The 20,748-nt window shown below is 48.2% G+C and carries 15 protein-coding genes; 9 read left to right on the top strand and 6 right to left on the bottom strand.

The genetic code is table 11. The features are described 5' to 3' along the window. Positions 1-75: 75 nt before the first annotated feature. Together nadC and ACTHSX_RS09505 are read right to left on the bottom strand one after the other, a co-directional pair. On the bottom strand, positions 76-957 hold the full coding sequence (gene nadC / locus ACTHSX_RS09510) for a carboxylating nicotinate-nucleotide diphosphorylase (RefSeq protein WP_440377507.1): 882 nt from the start codon (positions 955-957) through the stop codon (positions 76-78). Positions 958-1,030: 73 nt separating this feature from the next. Next, positions 1,031-1,969, bottom strand: coding sequence for an NUDIX hydrolase (locus ACTHSX_RS09505; protein ID WP_440377508.1), 939 nt, complete (start codon positions 1,967-1,969; stop codon positions 1,031-1,033). 155 nt (positions 1,970-2,124) lie between these two features. On the opposite strand from ACTHSX_RS09505, the gene nadA reads away from it, so the two are divergent. Continuing rightward, positions 2,125-3,237, top strand: coding sequence for a quinolinate synthase NadA (nadA, locus tag ACTHSX_RS09500; protein WP_440377509.1), 1,113 nt, complete (start codon positions 2,125-2,127; stop codon positions 3,235-3,237). 51 nt (positions 3,238-3,288) lie between these two features. Further along, positions 3,289-4,797 carry an L-aspartate oxidase gene (gene nadB / locus ACTHSX_RS09495; RefSeq protein ID WP_440377510.1) on the top strand — a complete coding sequence of 503 codons (1,509 nt, stop codon included), beginning with the start codon at positions 3,289-3,291 and terminating at the stop codon, positions 4,795-4,797. A gap of 88 nt (positions 4,798-4,885) precedes the next feature. Here the strand turns inward: nadB and ygiD are convergent, their stop codons facing one another. After that, entirely contained in the window at positions 4,886-5,671 is a 786-nt protein-coding gene (gene ygiD, locus ACTHSX_RS09490; protein WP_440377517.1) for a 4,5-DOPA dioxygenase extradiol, read from the bottom strand. Between the two features lie 335 nt (positions 5,672-6,006). Here ygiD and ACTHSX_RS09485 point away from each other — a divergent pair, with 335 nt between their 5' ends. The 3 genes from ACTHSX_RS09485 to ACTHSX_RS09475 all read left to right on the top strand — a co-directional run bounded on the left by ACTHSX_RS09485 (position 6,007) and on the right by ACTHSX_RS09475 (position 13,157). Further along, positions 6,007-8,760, top strand: coding sequence for a type I restriction-modification system subunit M (locus ACTHSX_RS09485; RefSeq protein WP_440377511.1), 2,754 nt, complete (start codon positions 6,007-6,009; stop codon positions 8,758-8,760). A 9-nt stretch (positions 8,761-8,769) separates the two neighbouring features. After that, positions 8,770-9,969, top strand: a complete 1,200-nt coding sequence (locus tag ACTHSX_RS09480) for a restriction endonuclease subunit S (RefSeq protein WP_234395826.1) — start codon at positions 8,770-8,772, stop codon at positions 9,967-9,969. Positions 9,970-10,037: 68 nt separating this feature from the next. Then, on the top strand, positions 10,038-13,157 hold the full coding sequence (locus tag ACTHSX_RS09475) for a type I restriction endonuclease subunit R (protein ID WP_440377512.1): 3,120 nt from the start codon (positions 10,038-10,040) through the stop codon (positions 13,155-13,157). A 79-nt stretch (positions 13,158-13,236) separates the two neighbouring features. Here ACTHSX_RS09475 and mobA read toward each other — a convergent pair whose 3' ends face one another. Next, positions 13,237-13,818: a molybdenum cofactor guanylyltransferase MobA gene (gene mobA / locus ACTHSX_RS09470; protein ID WP_063068994.1), complete on the bottom strand. Its 582-nt coding sequence runs from the start codon at positions 13,816-13,818 to the stop codon at positions 13,237-13,239. 258 nt (positions 13,819-14,076) lie between these two features. Here mobA and ACTHSX_RS09465 point away from each other — a divergent pair, with 258 nt between their 5' ends. From ACTHSX_RS09465 to trmB, 3 genes are all read left to right on the top strand, one after another. Then, the gene (locus ACTHSX_RS09465) at positions 14,077-15,837 is read left to right on the top strand and encodes a histidine kinase (protein ID WP_440377513.1); all 1,761 of its coding nucleotides are present in this window, start codon (positions 14,077-14,079) and stop codon (positions 15,835-15,837) included. Next, a complete protein-coding gene (locus tag ACTHSX_RS09460) occupies positions 15,834-16,490 on the top strand; it encodes a response regulator (protein WP_049333503.1) in 657 nt (218 codons plus the stop codon). The genes ACTHSX_RS09465 and ACTHSX_RS09460 overlap by 4 nt, the downstream gene beginning before the upstream one ends. Positions 16,491-16,627: 137 nt before the next feature. Next, on the top strand, positions 16,628-17,344 hold the full coding sequence (trmB, locus tag ACTHSX_RS09455; protein WP_440377514.1) for a tRNA (guanosine(46)-N7)-methyltransferase TrmB: 717 nt from the start codon (positions 16,628-16,630) through the stop codon (positions 17,342-17,344). Positions 17,345-17,403: 59 nt separating this feature from the next. Here the strand turns inward: trmB and ilvA are convergent, their stop codons facing one another. Beyond that, on the bottom strand, positions 17,404-18,927 hold the full coding sequence (gene ilvA, locus ACTHSX_RS09450; RefSeq protein ID WP_440377515.1) for a threonine ammonia-lyase, biosynthetic: 1,524 nt from the start codon (positions 18,925-18,927) through the stop codon (positions 17,404-17,406). Positions 18,928-19,131: 204 nt separating this feature from the next. Between ilvA and ACTHSX_RS09445 the strand changes: the two genes are divergently transcribed. Next, a complete protein-coding gene (locus ACTHSX_RS09445) occupies positions 19,132-20,349 on the top strand; it encodes a D-alanyl-D-alanine carboxypeptidase family protein (RefSeq protein ID WP_440377516.1) in 1,218 nt (405 codons plus the stop codon). A 228-nt stretch (positions 20,350-20,577) separates the two neighbouring features. Here the strand turns inward: ACTHSX_RS09445 and ACTHSX_RS09440 are convergent. After that, positions 20,578-20,748: transposase (locus tag ACTHSX_RS09440; RefSeq protein ID WP_440377518.1), on the bottom strand; the 171-nt coding region annotated here is incomplete at its 5' end.

Below are 20,748 nucleotides of genomic sequence, written 5' to 3'. Positions count from 1 at the left end.
TTGGAATTAAAAAGGTTGTTTGAAAATGAAACGTCTATATTTCAGACGGCCTTTGCTTTATAGCAAACTCAAAATTTAAGCCACGAAATCCAACCCTATGTCCAGCGAACGGCTACTGTGGGTCAGATAGCCGAGGGCGATGCCGTCTACGCCGGTTTGTGCCACGCGCTTCAGGCGGTCGAAGCCGATGCCGCCCGATGCTTCGCAATAGATGGTGTGTATGTGGGCGGTTTGCGTGTGGCAGCGGTTTGCCGCTTCTTTCAAGGTTTCGTCGTCCATGTTGTCCAGCAAAATCCGTTCCGCGCCCGCTGCGATGGCTTCGTCCAGTTGTGCCAGCGTGTCCACTTCGATTTCCACACAGGTCAACGGCCCGACAGCCTGTTTTGCCTGCCGTACGGCTTGGGCGATGCTGTCACAATAGGCGAGATGGTTGTCTTTGATGAGAATGGCGTCGTCTAAGCCCATGCGGTGGTTTACGCCGCCGCCCGCCCTAACAGCGTATTTTTGCAGGACGCGCAGCAGGGGGATGGTTTTGCGGCTGCACACGATGTCTGTACCGTATTCGGCGACTTCGGCAACGGCACGCGCGGTGGCGGTGGCGATGCCGCTCAAGTGCGTGAGGTAGTTGAGCGCGGTGCGTTCGGCGGCAAGCAGCGCGCGGGCGTTGCCTTCAACGGCGGCAAGCGTCTGACCTGCGCGGACGGCTTGTCCGTCTTGGATTTCAGCTTGGAAACGGACGGATGGATCCATCGTCTGAAAGGCGAGGCGCGCCAAGTCCATGCCGGCGATGACGCCGTCTTCGCGGCTGACGAGGAAGAGTTTGGCGGTTTTGTCGGGCGCGATGACGGCGGCGGACGTAATGTCGCCGCGCCTGCCCAAATCTTCGCTCAGGGCTTGTTCGACCATGGGGCGCAACAGGGTGTCGGGCAGGGGGAAGAGGGTGTTTTCAGACGGCATGGGGTTTCCTTTGTTGAAAAATATTGGTGTTGCGGCAAGGGTAAAACTTCATTTGAGGCCGTCTGAAAACGGGCTAACGGCTGCCCAGCGGCAGTCCGATGTCCGAAATCAGCCTGTCGGGCAGGACGTCGTCGCGGAAGCGGTAAAGCTGCGCGGGGCGGCCTTTGCTGCCCGATACGCCGGTATCCGATGGCTCGATGAGGTTTTGCTGCTGAATCTGGCGGCGGAAGTTTTGCTTGTGCAGCAATCTGCCGCTGATGGCTTCGACGCTGTTTTGCAGTTGCAGCAGCGTGAATTCGGGCGGCATCAGTTCGAAAATCACGGGGCGGTATTTGATTTTGGCGCGCAGGCGGGACAGGGCGGTCGCCAACACGCGGCGGTGGTCGTGGCGCATGGGCTGTCCCGTGAGCGCAAAGTCGAAGTTTGCCTGCGGCTCGGCAGCTTCCGCTATCAAGCCGCTTTCATACAGCATTTCATAGCGTTGCAAAACGTATTCTTCCGACCAGTTTTCCGGTTCGACCCCCCAGCACAAATGAATGCGCTTGAGCCGCTTTTGGCGGACTTCCTCCGTGTCCGCCGAGTTTGCCCAAATGCGCAGGTGGCTGACGATGGCGTCGCTCTGTCCGCCGTCGGTGCGCAAGTCTTCCCACGGGAAATAGTCGTAGCAGTCCTGCCATTTCGCGTCGGGATGCAGGATGCTGTCGGCTGCCTCGCGCACCAGTCCTAAATAGCTGACGTATAAGACAGGCAGGCCTTGTTCATTTTGGCGGCTCGTATCTACAAACGTATAAAGCTGTTCTACATAGCCCATAGGCTGTGATGTCTGTTTGGCAACCCACATCCGGACCCCTGCTTGCAGAGAGTGGCGAAGTGGTGCAAGCAAGCCATTGGGTAATAGCTCTCCCTGGGCAACTGTCAAAACCCTCAAGCTGCCGTTTGTAATGGCGATCAGGACAGGAACAAGCTCAACGATACTTTGCGGATTGGCCGCTGTTTCAGGATAGGCATCCATACGTGGCTTTCATTCAAGAGAAAACCTTATTGTAAACCAAAGCGGTTTTCAGACGACCTTGCATATTATACTCAAGTTGAGCATAATATAAAAATATTTCAAAATATAAACGGCCAACCTTTATGCCGTCTGAAAAATAGCTACAAGGAAACATCATGCAAACCGCCGCCCGCCGCTCGTTCGATTACGATATGCCCCTCATTCAAACGCCGACTTCCGCCTGCCAAATACGTCAGGCATGGGCGAAGGTTGCCGATACGCCCGACCGCGAGACGGCAGTCCATCTGAAAGATGAAATCAAGGCTTTGCTGAAGGAGAAAAACGCGGTCTTGGTGGCACATTATTATGTTGATCCGCTGATTCAGGATTTGGCTTTGGAAACAGGCGGATGCGTGGGTGATTCGCTGGAAATGGCACGCTTCGGCGCGGAACATGAAGCCGGTACATTGGTGGTAGCGGGCGTGCGCTTCATGGGCGAGAGCGCGAAAATCCTCTGCCCTGAAAAAACGGTGCTGATGCCTGATTTGGAAGCGGAATGTTCTTTGGATTTGGGTTGTCCCGAAGATGCATTTGCGGCGTTTTGCGACCAACACCCCGACCGCACGGTGGTGGTGTACGCCAACACTTCCGCCGCCGTGAAAGCGCGTGCCGACTGGGTGGTAACCTCTTCGGTGGCGTTGGAAATCGTGTCGTATCTGAAATCGCGCGGCGAGAAACTGATTTGGGGGCCCGACCGCCACCTCGGCGACTACATCCGCCGCGAAACGGGCGCGGATATGCTGCTGTGGCAGGGTTCGTGCATCGTCCATAACGAATTTAAAGGGCAGGAACTGGCGGCGTTGAAGGCGGAGCATCCCGATGCGGTGGTGCTGGTTCATCCCGAATCGCCGCAAAGCGTCATCGAACTGGGCGATGTGGTCGGCTCGACCAGTAAACTGCTGAAGGCCGCCGTATCGCGTCCTGAAAAAAAATTCATCGTGGCAACCGATTTGGGCATCCTGCACGAAATGCAAAAGCAGGCGCCCGATAAAGAATTCATCGCCGCACCGACGGCGGGCAACGGCGGAAGCTGCAAAAGCTGCGCGTTCTGCCCGTGGATGGCGATGAATTCGCTGGGCGGCATCAAATACGCCCTGACAAACGGACACAACGAAATCCTGTTGGACAGAAAGCTGGGCGAAGCGGCCAAACTGCCTTTGCAGCGTATGCTCGACTTCGCGGCAGGACTCAAGCGCGGGGATGTGTTCAACGGTATGGGACCCGCCTGATTTGCCGTCAATATTGCCGTTTCAGACGACCTCTCAAACAAGGACAACACCATGCAAACCGATTGCGACGTATTGATTGCCGGAAACGGGCTGGCGGCACTGACGCTCGCCCTGTCGCTGCCTGAGTCGTTTCGCATCGTCATTTTGTGCAAAAACCGGCTGGACGACACCGCCAGCCGTCATGCGCAAGGCGGGATTGCGGCGGCGTGGTCGGGAGAGGACGACATCGAAAAACACGTTACCGATACTTTGGAAGCGGGAGCAGGTTTGTGCGACGAAGCCGCCGTCCGTACCATCTTATCGCAGGGCAAACCGGCAATCGAATGGCTGCTGGCGCAGGGCGTGTCGTTCGACCGGAATCATAACGACCTGCACCTGACGCGCGAAGGCGGGCATACCTGCCGCCGAATCGCCCACGTCGCCGACTACACGGGCGAAGCCGTCATGCAGAGCCTGATTGCCCAAATACGCCGCCGCCCGAACATCCGCGTTTGCGAGCGGCAGATGGCGTTGGATATTCAAACCGAGTCAGGCGCAGCGTGCGGACTGACCGTCCTCGACTGCCGAACGCAAGAAACCTACCGCATCCGCGCCCGCCATACCGTACTCGCAGGCGGCGGCCTCGGGCAAATTTACGCCGCCACCACCACGCCGCCCGAATGCACGGGCGATGCTATCGCCATGGCGATGCGCGCGGGCTGCGCAGTCGAAAACCTCGAATTTATCCAATTCCACCCCACAGGCTTGGCAAGGTCGTCTGAAAACGGCCGTACCTTCCTGATTTCCGAAGCCGTGCGCGGCGAAGGCGGCATCCTGACCAACCAATCGGGCGAACGGTTTATGCCGCATTACGACCGCCGCGCCGAACTCGCGCCGCGTGACATCGTTGCCCGCGCCATCGCCGCCGAAATCGCCAAACAAACGCAAGATTTCGTCTCGCTCGACATCAGCCATCAACCCGCAGCGTTCGTCCGCCGGCATTTCCCGTCCATTCATCGGCACTGCCTGTCCCAATGCGGCTTGGACATCACGCGCCAAGCCATCCCCGTCCGCCCCGTGCAACACTACACCTGCGGCGGCATCCAAACCGACCCCTACGGCAGAACCTCCCTGCCGCAGCTCTACGCCTTAGGCGAAACCGCCTGCACAGGATTGCACGGAGCCAACCGCCTCGCCAGCAACTCCCTGCTCGAATGCGTCGTGACCGCCAGGCTTGCCGCCCAAACCATCGTGGACGGACAAGCATTCCAAACCGCACCGCCCCAAAGGTCGTCTGAAAACCCCACCGCCGAAGCAGGCATCTTTTTAGACGGCCTCCAAAACACATTCAGCCGCCCCGTACTGCAAGCCTTCAACCAACACCATCTCGGCATCCTCCGCAACGATACCGGCCTGTACCGCGCCATCGCCCAACTGAGGCTTTGGAAGCAAAACCAAGCCGAGCCACACACCGCATCCGAATACGAAAACCGCAACCTGCTCGAATGCAGCCTCGCCGTCGCCCAAGCCGCATACAGGCGCAGACAGAACATCGGAGCACATTTTAATAGTGATTGTTAAGGTCTCAAATCGTAGCTTTTATATGGACACAAGATGCCGTCTAAAACAATATCACGCTATTCACAAAGTGAATTAACTTTTTTCCTTTCTACCCCACTAAAACCGACGTCATACTAAGCGATCCCGCAATCAAATTATCATTGAAAAACGTAATAGGATTATCCGGTTCGCGTAATGCCATGATGTAAAGCAACGGCAAGTAATGATCTGGGGTTGGTACAGAAAGCTCGGCTTTTTCGCCTAGCTGATCATAATGCACCAAAGTTTTATCATCTTGTGTTGTAATCGCTTGATTGACTGTTTCCCGAAAAGCAAACGCCCAGTCATACCCTGCACCGATTTGATCAATATGTTCCCAGCTTATTGCCCTCAGATTATGCACAATATTGCCGCTGCCGATAATCAACACGCCTTGTTCTCGCAAAGCAGCTAATTTTTTCGCCAAGTTGAAATGCCATTCTGCCGATTGCAAACGGTTAAGACTCAGTTGCACCACGGGAATATCGGCATCAGGATAGAGATATTTCAACACCGCCCAAGCGCCATGATCAAAGCCACGCGTTGGGTTCAGCTCAACATTTTCCGGCTGTAATAATGACCGCACTTGCTCCGCCAACTCAGAAGAACCGGGCGCAGGATATTGCACTTGGCTGAGTTCATCGGGGAAGCCGTAGAAATCGTAAATCATTTCAGTGTGTTTGCCAGACGTAACCTGCAAACGGCTGCTGTACCAATGCGCTGAAATCATCAAAATGGCTTTTGGTTTGGCAAACTTTTGCGTAATTAGGCTGAAATTCTGATTGAACGGGTTTTCTTTATCCAACACATTCATCGGACTACCATGCCCAACAAACAATACAGGCATTTTTTTCATCATTACCTCCTTAAAATATTTGATGATGCGGATTGTACGGATAAATGATTAAGCAATAAATCTCAATTTACGAACAACATACTTTCCAAATAGGAAAAAAATATTCTTTAGCTTTGCTAAAAAATTAAAATCAAAAGGCCGTCTGAAAGTTGAGTTTCAGACGGCCTTTGTGTAATGTGAGCTTTCCTACCATTTTGCATTGCATCGATGAATCATACTGCCTCTACGATGTAAATTATGTAAACACTGTGTTGATGGTTTATCATAGCAAAGCCTGCACCAAGCAATCATAAATACCGCAATATGTATAAAATCAAAAACCAATAAGAGAAAAAATGAATAAACAACAACTTGCAGCCAAAATTTGGCAATCTGCGAATAAAATGCGTTCCAAAATTGAAGCGAACGAATACAAAGACTACATCTTAGGCTTTATTTTCTACAAATTTTTGTCCGACAAACTGGAGAAATTTGCCCTTGAACAAGGCTTAGAAAAATCAAATTTTGCCGATGAGCTTACCGAATCTAACGGCGAGCTTGTCAACCATATCAAAAGAAACCTCGGCTATTTCATCAGCTACGAACACCTATTCTCAACTTGGTTAGCCCAAGGCTCAGATTTCAATATTGCCAACGTCCGCACAGCAATGAGCGCTTTCAGCCGCAATATTGCAGAAAACTACATCACAGTTTTTGACGGTATTTTCAAAACCTTAGAATCCGGTTTGAGCAAATTGGGCGATACCGCCGCCAGCCAAACCAATGCGGTGAAAGACCTTTTTGTACTGATTGCCGATATACCGATGGACGGCAAACAGGGCTATGACGTATTGGGCTTTATTTATGAATACCTGATTAGTATGTTTGCTGCCAACGCAGGCAAAAAAGCGGGCGAATTCTATACGCCGCACGAAGTATCTTTGCTGATGTCGGAAATCATTGCCGATCATCTGAAAGACCGTGAAGAAATCAGCATTTACGACCCGACCAGCGGCTCAGGTTCATTGCTGATCAACATCGGCCATAGCGTTGCCAAACATCTCAAAAGTGCCGACAGCATCAAATATTACGCACAAGAATTAAAAGAAAACACTTACAACCTCACGCGCATGAATTTGGTCATGCGCGGCATTTTGCCGAGCAATATTTTCACCCGCAATGCCGATACATTAGAAGACGACTGGCCGCTGGAAGGCGATCCGCTGTATCTGGATGCCGTAGTGTCCAATCCGCCCTATTCCCAGCCGTGGAATCCCAAAGACAAAGAAAGCGACATCCGCTACAAACGCTTTGGCGTCGCCCCGCAGGCAAAAGCCGATTTTGCCTTTCTATTGCACGACCTCTTCCACTTAAAACCCGACGGCATCATGACCATCGTCTTGCCGCATGGCGTACTTTTTAGGGGCGGAGAAGAAGAGAAAATCCGAAAAAATCTGATTGAATACAATCATATCGATGCCATTATCGGTCTGCCTGCCAATATCTTTTTTGGTACGGGCATTCCCACCATCATCATCGTTTTACGCCAAGAGCGCGAACGTAACGACGTATTGATGATTGACGCCTCCAAGCATTTCATCAAAGTGGGCAAAAACAACCATTTGCAGGCAAGCGACATCAAGCGCATTGTCGATTGCGTGACCCATCGCCGGGAATTGCCTAAATTCTCCCGCATTGTGCCGAAAGCCGAAATTGTGGCAAACGGCTACAACCTCAACATTCCGCGCTATGTCGATTCCGCCGAACCGACGGAGCAATGGGATATTTTCGCCACCATACACGGCGGCATTCCCAAAGCAGAGCTGGCACAATTCGCAGACTACTGGGCAGCCTTTGACGGTTTACAGACGGCCTTGTTTACCGATAACGGCACACCTTATGTGCAGCCGAAAACCGACAATCTCAAAGCCGCCATGCAAAGCCACGCCGGCGTGCTGAATTACCAAGCGCAATTTGCCCAAAACTTTGCCGATTTCCCCGCTCGCTTGGAAACCCTGCTGATTGAGCCGATGGAAACGCTCAACATTTCCCAAACCCAGCAGCAACTCGCCGAACTTATTCGGGAAAAAGTACAGGCAATGCCCTTATTGGATTTTTATACTGCCTATCAAAAACTCGATGACCTATGGCGCGCCGATGTGGCAGGCATTGCCGCCGATTTGGAGATGATCCAAACCGAAGGTAAACAGGCAATTAAGCAGGTTGATCCTTTTATGGTGCTGAAAAAAGACAACAAAACCAAAAAAGAAGCCGAAGTACAAGACGGCTGGGTGGGGCATATTCTGCCGTTTGAATTGGTGCAGGCCGTCAAACTGCCACAGGAATTGGCAAACCTGAAAGCCAAAGAAACCCGTTTAGAGGAAATTGCCGCCGAACTACAGAGTATTTTAGATGATTTGAGCGAAGAAGAAAAAAGTGGACCTTATGTCAATGACGATAATGATGCATTTATTGCTAAAGAAATTGCTGCTTATTTCAAAGTAATTTATGCAAGCGTTACAACAGAAGAAACAATCGCATTAGAAAATTACCTGGAATTATTGTCAAACAAGGCTAAAAAGGCTGAAAAATTAGCTTTTATTGAATCAAATAGCGCAGTTAATTGGACAAATATTCAAGCTTCTAAAGATGGAACTTATGGCAAGACTAATGTGAGCAATTATTTAAAATCATTACGGCATGGCTATGAATTTCCCGAAGAGAGCTTAGAAAGTAAGTTGTTAAAGGCACAAGAGTTATTAGCTGAAGAAAAAGACATTAAAGCCGATATTAAAGCAGACAGTGCCGAGCTTCACAGCAAAACCAAAGCCGCTATTGAAGCCCTGGATGATGCCGAAGCCCTCGCTTTGCTCCGCCAAAAATGGTTTGTTCCGCTCAATGCGGCGATGCGCAGGCTGCCTGAAAACATGCTGGCGCAACTCAGCCAAAAACTGACCGCACTTTGCGACAAATATGCCGACACCTATCAGCATATCAGCCAATGCAAACAAGAAAGCGCCACCGCACTGGCACAAATGATGGACGAACTCACTGGCAGCGAGTTTGATTTGCAGGGCATTGCCGCATGGCAGGCGATTTTGAAAGGCTAAGGGGACAAAATGAATAAGCAACAAGAACCACGTTTGCGGTTTAAAGATTTTACGGAGGTGTGGGAAGAAAAGGTATTGGGAGAAATTCTGAGCGTTAGAAATGAATTTGTTGATTCAAGTTTATATGATTTAGATGTTGAATTAGAAAATCTCATTAGTAATTCAGGTATTTTAGTTGGCGATACGTCAGTTAGAACACAAACAACCTCATCATTTCGGAAAGGCGATATTCTTTTTGGTCGTTTACGACCGTATTTGAATAAATGGTGGCTTGCTGAGAAAGATGGTGTAAAAAGTGGAGAAATTTGGGCTTTGGAAACAAGTTCTAAATATTCCAATTCCTTTGCCTATTTGCTAGTGCAATCTAGAAAATTTTTAGAAACAGCAAATGTTACGTCTGGCACTAAAATGCCACGAGCAGATTGGCGAAGTTTAACAGCAATTACATTTAAGTCCCCATCTAAACCCGAGCAAACCCACCTCGGTTTGTTTTTCAGTCGTTTAGACAGCCAAATTGCCGAGAGCCGTGCGGTGTTGGAAAAAAGCCGTCAGCTTAAAAAGGCAATGCTGGCAAAAATGTTCCCCACAAACGGTGAAAAAATACCGGAAATCCGCTTTAAAGGGTTTGAGGGGGAGTGGGAATCTAGGAAGTTGGGGGAGATTGCTTTCAAAGTGAAAGAAAAAAATATCGCTTATCAATATGCGGAAACTTTTACTAATTCTGCTGAATTCGGAATTATCAGCCAGCAAGACTTCTTTGATAAATCAATTTCAAATTCAGAAAATATAGGTGGTTATTATGTTGTACAGCCTGACGATTTTGTGTACAACCCAAGAATTTCTAGCTTCGCTCCAGTTGGTCCAATAAAGAGAAATAAGCTAGGAAGAACAGGCGTAATGTCTCCGCTTTATTATGTATTTCGTCTAAATGATGAAATTAAACCTTCTTATTTGGAACAATATTTTGAAGGTAATCAATGGCATCATTTCATGTATTTGAATGGTGATACAGGAGCAAGGTCTGACCGATTTTCTATCAAAAACGATGTTTTTGCGGAAATGCCAATCTCTTTTCCTGCGAACAAAAACGAACAAACTCAAATCGGTAATTTCTTTCGCCAATTAGACGAAACCATTGCCTTACAGTCGGCAGAAGTCGAAAAATTAAACCAACTCAAAAAAGGGCTGTTGGCGGCGATGTTGGTCTAGAACGGGCATTCCTGCCCATGATTGAGGCCGTCTGAAAAATTGTAGTAGCGCCCTTACGGAGAAAAAGAATGTTTAATAAAGAAGCTGATTTTGAAAAAGCACTGATAGCCTTGCTGGCCACCAAAAGCTGGGAAAAGGAAGTGTTGCGCTATCCCACCGAAGAAAAGTTAATTGCCAACTGGCAGGAGCATTTGAATAAAACCAACCAACATATCGACAAGCTCGATGTGCCGTTGCTTCGCACGGAAATGAACCAGATTTTGGAGCAGGTGCAGGCATTGAAAACGCCTTATGCGCTAAACGGCTTTATCAACGGCAAAACGGTGGCCATCAAGCGTGAAAATGAGAAAAGCCGTCATTTCGGCAAGGAAGTGTCGCTGGATATTTTTGACCGTGAGGAAATTTCTGCCGGCAAAAGCCGCTATCAAATTGCCCAACAACCTCGTTTTTCTCCCCGTTCGGATTTATACCCTAAGCAGCGCGGCGATTTGATGCTGTTAATCAACGGTATGCCGATGTTTCATATTGAGCTGAAGCGTTCAGGTGTGCCGATTAGCCAAGCGACCTATCAAATTGAGCGATACCATGAGGCAGGCGCGTTTTCGGGCATTTTTAGCCTGGTGCAGGTGTTTGTGGCGATGACGCCGGAAGAATGCCGCTATTTTGCCAATACCGGCGGTCCATTAAATCCTGCGTTTTATTTCCGTTGGGCGGATTTCAATAATGTGTATATGAACGATTGGGATAAGGTGGCGACGCATTTCCTCTCGATTCCGATGGCGCACCAGTTTATCGGCGATTACACCATTGCCGATGCGAAAGACGAGCAGCTGAAAGTGTTGCGCAGCTATCAGTATTATGCAGTCAACAAAATTGCCGACACGGTGGCAAAAACAGATTGGACTTCGGGCAATCAGCGCGGCGGCTATATTTGGCATACCACAGGCTCGGGCAAAACGATGTCGAGTTTTAAATCGGCGCAGTTAATCAGCCGTCGCAAAGATGCGGATAAGGTGATTTTCTTGCTCGACCGTATTGAGCTGGGCAAGCAATCTCTGGAGGAATATCAGAATTTTGCTGATAGTAAAGATGATGTGCAGGCAACGGAAAACACCGCCATTTTGCTCGCCAAGCTGAAAAGCAAACAAGACCGCGACCGCTTAATTGTTACCTCCATTCAAAAAATGAGTAATATCAAGGCGGAAGAAGGGGTAAATGAGGCTGATATCGAGCAAATCAGTGGTAAACGTTTGGTGTTTATCGTTGATGAAGCCCACCGTACTACTTTTGGCGATATGTTGCTCACCATTAAGCACACCTTCCCCAATGCGATTTTCTTCGGCTTTACCGGCACGCCGATTGAAGAAGAAAACGCTAAGAAAAATTCAACCACTGCCACGGTTTTCGGTAATGAATTGCACCGATATTCGATTGCAGACGGCATTCGTGATGAAAATGTGCTGGGCTTTCACCCCTTCCATATCCGCACCTTTAAAGACAGCGATTTACGCAGATCTGTCGCTTTGCAAGAAGCCAAAGCAACAGATGAAAGCGAAGTATTTGCCGATGACCAAAAGAAAAAAATCTACAATCAATTTATGAATGATGTGCCGATGGCGGGAGAATATACGTCAGACGGCAAATATCAAAAAGGCATTGAAGATTATATACCCAATGTGCAATATCAAACGCCGGAACATGTGAATGCGGTGATTGACGACATGCTGGAAAATTGGCAACGCCTCAGCCAAGGCAAAAAATATCATGCCATTTTTGCCACCAGCTCTATTCCCGAAGCGGTCAATTATTACCGCCTAATTAAAGCCAGAATTGCTGAGAAAGCCAGAATTGCTGAGGAAGCCGGAAATTCTGAGGAAGCTAAAAAATCCTTGCCGAAACTGACCGCCCTTTTCGATCCGAATATTCTTAACGATGGGCAAGGCAACGATAAGGAAAAATGGATTGCCGAAATTTTGGAAGATTACAACGCCCAGTTCCACACAAATTTCGGCTACGCCACTTATTCCCGATTTAAAACAGATTTGTCGGATAGGTTGTCGCATATCAATGCGTATAAGAGAATCAAGCCCGACGAGCAGCTGGATTTGTTGATTGTGGTCGATCAGATGCTGACAGGCTTCGACAGCAAATGGCTCAATACGCTCTATTTAGACAAAATTTTGGATTACGCCAACTTGATTCAGGCGTTTTCCCGCACTAACCGCGTATGCGACAAAACCGATAAGCCTTTTGGGTTAATCCGCTATTACCGCAAGCCGCATACGATGCAACGCAATATTGAGCGAGCCGTAAAACTTTATTCGGGCGACCGCCCAATGGGGCTGTTTGTCGATAATTTAGATAAAGTTATCGACAAAATGAATGTCTGCTTTGCCGATATTGCCGATATTTTCAAATGGGCAGGATTAGAAGATTTTTCAAAAAATCCTGATGATACAACCTCATGCGCAAAGTTTGTCAAACTATTCAATCAGCTCAATGAGCACTTACAAGCTGCTCGGCTCTTGGGTTTTTCTTGGGAAAAATTAAGCTATGACGTGGTACAGGAAGACGACAGCGTGATCACTGCCACACTCAATTTCGATCAAGAAACCTACGATAAACTGCTGGCTCGTTATAAAGATTTGTTTAAAGAAAGTTCAGGCAATGGTGGCGGTAGCGATGATGTGCCGTTTGATTTGCGTTCGCATATCAACGAAATCGAAACCGACAAAATTGATCAAAATTATATGAATGCCCGTTTTGAAAAATGGCTTAAAACCATCGGCGGCATAGAAGAAGCTGCTTCACTTGAGGAACTACACCACTCTTTTTCTACGCTTTCTAAGGAAGATCAAAAATTTGCTGAGTTGTTTTTACATGATGTGCAATCCGGCGATATCAAGCTTGATCCAAATTTAGCATTAAGTGATTACATCACCACGTATAAACAAAAAGATGCCAATGATAAGGTGCTAAAAGTAATTAAAGGTTTAGGGCTGGATGGAGATTTGCTACGTGCGCTGCTGGCAAGAAAATATACCAGCGAAAATTTGGACTTAGGCAGACTAAATGACCTAAAAGAAACAGTCGATAGGGAAAAAGCCAAAGTTTATTTTAACGAAGAGCGTATATTTTATTTAAATATACGGATTGATGAATTTCTAAGAGAACTAATTACAAGATAGTTATTACCTATTGAAAGATACTAAATAATCATCAAGTTAGCATATCTCTACCTGAACATTAGCTCCCTCACCGACCCAGCTACAAAGGCTGGGCCAAATCGTTTTCCGTGTTGTAGCTGATAAAATCCTGCTCATGAGGGAAATGGACAACCCGCGCGCGCTGTTGTTGCAACCAGCCGCGGATGCTGCGCATTCCTGAATAAAGGTATGGCACGGTGCTTTGCAGAATTTGCGGACGGATGAACATCACGCTGTAATGCGGTCTGGACGGGGTTTCAACGTAAAATGCATTGCACAACGGCGTGCGTTTGGCGATGGTCTCAAACTGGGAAACCAAGTTTTCAGGCAGGCGGGGCATATCGCAGGAGACGATGAGCAGCCAGTCTGCAGTAGCAATTTGCAAATCGTTGGCGGCGGTACACAAGGCGGCTAAAGGGCCGTAATGCTGCCATTGGCGCGCATCCGAGAAAACGTGTGCGCTGCGTTGGGCGTAAGATTCGAGATTGCGGTTGGCACTGATGGCGATATGGCTGACTTGCGGGCGGATTTTTTCGATAACGTGGTCTATCAAGGCTTTATTGTGCCATTGCACCAACCCTTTATCGACACCTCCCATCCGGCTTCCCTGCCCGCCGGCCAATATCAGTGCAAAAATTTTCATTTTGGTAGTCCTTTGAGAAGCAGAGTATGGAGTGTGGTTCAAGATGTTGTGTTTATTGGATAAGTTTCAAGGTTTCAGGCCGTCTGAAACCTTATTCTTATGATTTAATTCACTTGAGATGAATTTTATCATAACATGATTTTACATTAAACCCCTGTTTTTTCTTATCATAACCATACAATTATTTTAGACAGGTTGTTTATAGGCCAAAAGAATGATATTTTTATAAGATTATCGGATTAGTTCCCTGCGTGCTTTATGCGATTATTCTCCGGATCTTCAGACGGCCTGAGCCTGTCTTCGCGTTTAAAACTGCTGACTTTTTTATGGGTCAGTTCGGCGTTTTTGTCGATTGCCTTTACCCTGTTGCTTTCTTGGCGTTTGGAAAGCGCGGCCAAAACGATTGAAGATGCAGGCAGTTTGAAAATGCAGGTGTACCGTTTGGCTTACATGGCAAGTGTCCGTACACCCAATGCGCAAATTGACAACCAAATCAAAGAATTTGAGCGTACGCTGGCCAATGTGACGCAAAGCGATGCTATTCATCCGCTGATTCCGTCTCAAATGCCGCTGGCTTACGACTTGATTCAATCGATGCTGTTGATTGATTGGGAATCCAACATCAAGCCGTCTTTGCAACATTACGAGCGTCCGACCCAAATCGGTCTGTATCGTTTTGCCGGTAACATCGAGCTATTTTTACAGGCGATGGAAAATGCCAACGAGCAAAATACCTTGTGGCTGCGCCGCTTTCAAATGGCAATGATGCTGATGATTGTTGTGGCTGCCGGTTTGATGATTGTTTGGCATTATTCATGGATTATCCGGCCCTTGGAAAAATTGCGCGATGGTGTAGAAACCATCAGTAAAGGGCATTTCGGCGTTCAAATCGAGACAGACCAGATCCGTGAGTTTGCCCAAGTAAGCAAGGGTTTCAACCAAATGAGCCGCCGTCTGCATACGCTTTATACAGACTTGGAAGGACAAGTTGCCAAACAAACCCAAGACTTGGCACGGCAAAACCGTGATTTGACCCTGCTCTACCAAACCACGCGCAATCTGCACCAAACCTTTACGCCGCAACAGGCGGCAGAAGAATTTTTAACTCAAATTCTGCCGGCATTTTCAGCTTTGGGCGGTACGGTATATCTTTCCGATGAGGAGCGGAAACGTTCTGATTTGGCGGCAAGCGTCGGTGAAACCGAAGAAGGAAATCGTGTAGAATTTCCGATCGTTTATCAAGACGAACAGCTCGGCGTACTGACCCTATATTTTTCAGACGGCCATATGCCTGATGAGCAAGACGAAAAACTGCTGCATACTTTAAGCGGACAGCTCGGCATTTCCATCGCCAACAACCGCATGGAACAAGAGCGCCGCCTACTTGCAGTCTTGCAGGAGCGTAACTTGATTGCTCAAGGTTTGCATGACAGCATCGCGCAAGCTTTAACCTTTTTGAATTTGCAGGTACAAATGCTGGAAAGCGCGTTTGCTTCAGACCAACGCGAGCAGGCAGAAGAAAATATCGGCTTCATCAAAGACGGCGTGCAGGAATGCTACGAAGACGTACGCGAACTTTTGATGAATTTCCGCACCAAAATCAGTAATAAAGATTTTCCTGAAGCGGTAGAATCGCTGCTGGCGCGCTTTGAACGACAAACAGGTATTCCAGTTGATTTAAAATGGCAGGACGACGGGCAGGCTTTGAATTATGATGAGCATTTGCAGATCATCTTCATCTTGCAGGAAAGCCTGTCCAATATTCGGAAGCACGCACGTGCGCAACATGTCAGCGTCGAAATTGCCAACCACGGCGATTTTGTCATGACAATTCGGGACGACGGCGCAGGCTTTAATAAAGAACACCTATCAAACCGGCCTTCAGGCGAACATGTCGGCTTGGGCATTATGCAAGAACGTGCCCAACGGATTAACGCAGAATTGGCCATTACATCGCAGATTGGGCAAGGTACGGCGGTTATGCTGACTTTGCCGCAACAAATGAGAACAGCATCATGACGATTAAAATTACCCTTATTGACGACCACACCCTATTTCGCAGCGGTATCAAGGCCTTGCTTTCGCGTCAGCCTGATTTTGAAGTTATCGGCGAAGCTTCAGACGGCCTGGCCGGCGTAAAAATGGTTGAGCAGCTCAAGCCTGATGTGGTCTTGCTGGACTTGGATATGCCGGTCATGAACGGCCGCGAAGCATTGGCCCAAATTTTAAGTATCAATCCGCAGCTGACCGTCATCATGCTGACCGTTTCCGAAGACAGCGACGATTTGACCGAATGTATGCGTATGGGTGCAAAAGGCTTTTTGCTGAAAAACATCAACGCCGACTTCCTGTTGGAAAGCATCCGCAAAGCAGTTGATGGCGACAACGTCTTTTCTCCAGAAATGACCAGCCGCTTGGTGCAATCGCTGATTTCTCCATCTCCTTCCCGCTCCGACCATCTGCTAGAGCAACTGACTCCGCGCGAGATGGAAATCTTGGGCTATCTTGCCGCCGGACACAGCAACAAAATCATTGCCCGCCATTTGAATCTGGCAGAGTCAACCGTCAAAGTGCATGTGCAAAACCTGTTGCGTAAGTTAAACCTAAGCAGCCGTGTTCAAGCTGCGGTTTATGCGGTGCAACACAAAGTACCACAACCGGTATTGTCTTAAAAAGGCCGTCTGAAACCTTCTTTTTAAAAGGTTTCAGGAAAAGCGTTTATTCGCTATAATCACGCCGATTTATATGCAGGGTTGTCTGATTCTTTCAGACGGCCTTTTTATTTGATTTCTCACTGATTTTAAACAACATGTCCGAAAACATTCCAGAAAATACACCCGAAAATACCGTTCCTGAAGAACACAAACGCAGCATCCGCAGTTTCGTCTTGCGTCAAGGCCATATGACCGCAGCCCAACAGCGCGCGATCGATACGATGTGGCCGCAATTTGGTGTGGACTTCCAAGAAGCTCCTTTGGATTTGAACCACGCTTTTGGACGGGATAATCCTAAAGTTTTGGAAATCGGTTTCGGTATGGGCGTCGCAACAGTGGAAATCGCCAAACGTCTGCCCGATACCGACTTTTTAGCGATTGATGTTCATGGCCCGGGCGTCGGCAATATCTTGAAGCTGATTGAGGAAGAACACATTTCCAATATCCGCGTAATGCGTCATGATGCGGTGGAAGTAGTGGAAAAGATGCTGGAAGACGGTTCTTTAGACGGCATTCACATTTTCTTCCCTGACCCTTGGCATAAAAAACGCCACAATAAACGCCGCTTGGTACAAGTGCCGTTTGTTGAAAAGCTGCTGCCCAAACTCAAAAGCGGCGGCTATGTCCATATGGCGACCGACTGGGAAGAATACGCCGTGCAAATGCTGGAAGTTTTGAACAGTTTCGACTCTTTGCAAAACACGGCTGCCGATTATGCCCCTACGCCCGATTATCGTCCTGAAACCAAATTTGAAGCCCGAGGCAAACGATTGGGTCATGGCGTTTGGGACTTGGTGTTCCGTAAGAAATAAAGCCGAACATAAAACACAAGGCCGTCTGAAAAATTTCAGACGGCCTTTTATCTTACTGATTAAGCCAAGAAAAGTTTATAAGCCGGATTATCGGTTTCTTCTTTATACACATAACCCAAGCTCTCCAAGAAGTCGGTAAACGTTTCATTGTCACTTTCAGGTACATCAATACCGACCAAAATACGGCCGTAGTCCGCACCATGATTGCGATAATGGAACAAAGTAATATTCCATTCGGCGCGCATATGGTTCAAGAAGCGGGACAATGCGCCGGGACGTTCCGGAAATTCAAAGCTGACCAAGCGTTCGCTGGATACTTTTTCCGTACGTCCGCCGACCATGTAACGGATATGAATTTTGGCGATTTCATCATTGGTCAGATCGACATTCGGCAAACCAGCGTCAGCCAGTTGTTTACTGATGACGGCCAAGTCTTGCGCACCGGCAGTTTGCAAACCGACAAAAATATGAGCATTTTTGTCGTTGCCATAGCGATAGTTGAACTCAGTAATATTTCGACTACCCAAGACATTGATAAACTTGAGGAAGCTGCCTTTTTCTTCAGGAATGGTAACGGCAAAAATACCTTCATTGCCCTCGCCCAGCTCACTGCGTTCTGAAACATGGCGCAGGCGGTGGAAGTTCATGTTGGCGCCACTGGTGACGGCAACTAAGTTTTGACCTTGGATATTGTTTTTTGCAACATAAGCCTTCAGGCCGGCAAGAGCCAATGCGCCAGCAGGCTCGGTAATGCTGCGCGTATCGTCAAAAATATCTTTGATCGCGCCGCACAACATATCCGTATTGACCGTAATAATCTCGTCCAGCAGCTCTTTACACAGGCGGAAGGTTTCCTCACCCACCACTTTAACCGCCGTGCCGTCTGAAAACAGGCCGACATCTTTCAAATGTACGATTTCCCCCGCCTCTACCGATTGCTTCATACAGCAAGAATCATCGGTTTGCACGCCAATGACTTTAATTTCAGGGCAAACCTGTTTGATAAATGCCGCTACGCCTGCTGCCAAACCGCCGCCGCCAATCGGGACAAAAATCGCATTGATATTGCGGTGTTGACGGAGGATTTCCATGCCGATGGTTCCCTGACCGGCAATCACATCAGGATCATCAAACGGCGCGATATAAGTCAGTTTTTCCTTTTCTGCCAACTCCATCGCATAATCATAGGCATCGTTATAAGACACACCTTTCAACACCACTTCGCCGCCTCGGCTCTTGACCGCGTCAATTTTAATTTTAGGCGTTGTTTCCGGCATTACGATAACGGCGCGGCAACCCAAATACTGCGCCGACAAAGCCACACCCTGCGCATGGTTGCCTGCGCTTGCTGCAATTACGCCGCAATCTAAGGCTTCTTTCGGCAGTTTCGCCATTTTGTTGTACGCACCGCGGATTTTGAACGAAAACACCGGCTGCAAATCTTCACGTTTGAGCAAAATCTGATTGTTCAGACGGCCTGACAAACTGCGTGCCAAATCCAAAGGCGTTTCTACGGCCACATCATAAACGGAAGCGGTCAAAATACGGGTTAGATAATCAGAAAGAGGAAGGGAATGGTTCATGGTATTTTAGTGTTCGGAAATAAATTGCAATTCGGTCAAATCGACCGGAGGAAAAAGTTAAAACCATACCCCTGAGGCCGTCTGAAGGCAAGAAAAATCTTAGCAAAGCCTAAATGAGACGGTATAATGTCCGCTTAATATCTATTTAATATGCCAAACTGTTTGCCTCATAACAGTGTCCACTCATATTCAAATCCACAAATAATGATGAAAAAAACGCTACTTAGCTTAATTTTTGCTGCCCTCCTGAATACTCCTGCCCTTGCTGCCGACCCGGTTGCATCCGCACCTGCCACACAAAGCGAGGCTAAAACGCAGCCGCTGCTGCACAGCATCAACAGCCCGACAATGCCGCCGGAAATTGCAGCGACTGCCTATATCGTTACCGACCTGCACAGCAAGCAAACCTTGGCATCCAACAATGCCGATACGCCTATCGAGCCTGCCGCGTTGACGCAAATGATGACAGCCTACCTTGCCTTTAAAGCACTGGAAAACGGTACGCTTGAGGCAGGCCAAATGCTGACGGTTTCCAATGCTGCATGGAAAGTCGAAGGTTCGCGTATGTTCCTCGATCCCAAAGTTCCTGTCAGCGTCAGCGATTTGATTAAGGGTACAACCATCCAATCGGCCAACGATGCCGCCATTACCCTTGCCGAAGCCATTGGCAACGACTCTATCGACGAATTCGTCAAACAAATGAACGAAGAAGCCAAACGTTTGGGCATGAAGCACACCCACTTCAACAACCCGACCGGCATTTCTTCTAACGGCCATGTTTCAACCGTTGGCGACTTAGCCATTTTGGCAGCCGCACTGATCAACGACTATCCGAAATACTATCCTTTGTTTGCAAACAAATCTTTCAAATACAATAATATCGAGCAGCCCAACCGAAACCTTCTGCTCTATCGCGACAGCAGTATCGACGGTTTGAAAACCGGCTATTCTGAAGGCGCAGGCTACCATCTCGCCGCTTCCAGCAAACGCAACAACCGCCGCATCGTTTCCATTCTTGCCGGTGCAGAATCTACCGAAGCACGCGCCAGCGAAAGCAGCAAACTGCTCAACTGGGCGTTACAGGCATTTGATACGCCCAAACTTTACAACGGCGGAGAAGTAATTTCCCAAGTCAAAGTTTACAAAGGCAGCACCAAAGCCGTAGACATCGGTTTCTTGGACGATGTTTACATTACCATTCCCCACGATACCGGCAAAAACGTCAAACCAATCTTAGAAACACTTCAGCCCGTCCTCGCCCCGATTGAAAAAGGCCAAGTATTGGGCAAGCTGAAAGTCATGAAAGACGGTAAAATCATTGCCGAAAAAGACGTCGTCGCCCTGACCGGCGTGGAAGAAGGCAGCTGGTTGCGCCGTATGTGGGACGCGATTGTGTTGTGGTTTAAAGGATTATTCAGTTAATCCCCTTCTAAACAATCAACCATAACAAGATAAGCCACAAAAAGGCCGTCTGAAACCTATTTCCTAGATTTCAGACGGCCTGAGACCTTTGCAAAATTCCTTTTCCCCTGACAGCCGAAACCTAAACACAAGTTTTCGGCTGTTTTTATTTCAAATATCCACTGATTCTACTCAAATGCCCCCTTAATCCCCCTTGGATACCTGATTAATCAGGCATCCGGCCGCCTTTTAGGCAGCTACAGACACACTTAGCCTGTTAGCCGCTTTCAACAGGTTTAAACACATCGCCTTCAGATGGCTTTGCGCACTCACTTTGAGCAGCCCGAAATAGGCTGCCCGGGCATAGCGGAATTTACGGTGCAGCGTACCGAAGCTTTGTTCAACCACATAACGGGTTTT

This window comes from Neisseria sp. P0014.S002, from assembly GCF_051958295.1.
Classification (GTDB): Bacteria; Pseudomonadota; Gammaproteobacteria; order Burkholderiales; family Neisseriaceae; genus Neisseria; species Neisseria flavescens_B.
This window is presented reverse-complemented; position numbering and strand designations above follow the sequence as displayed.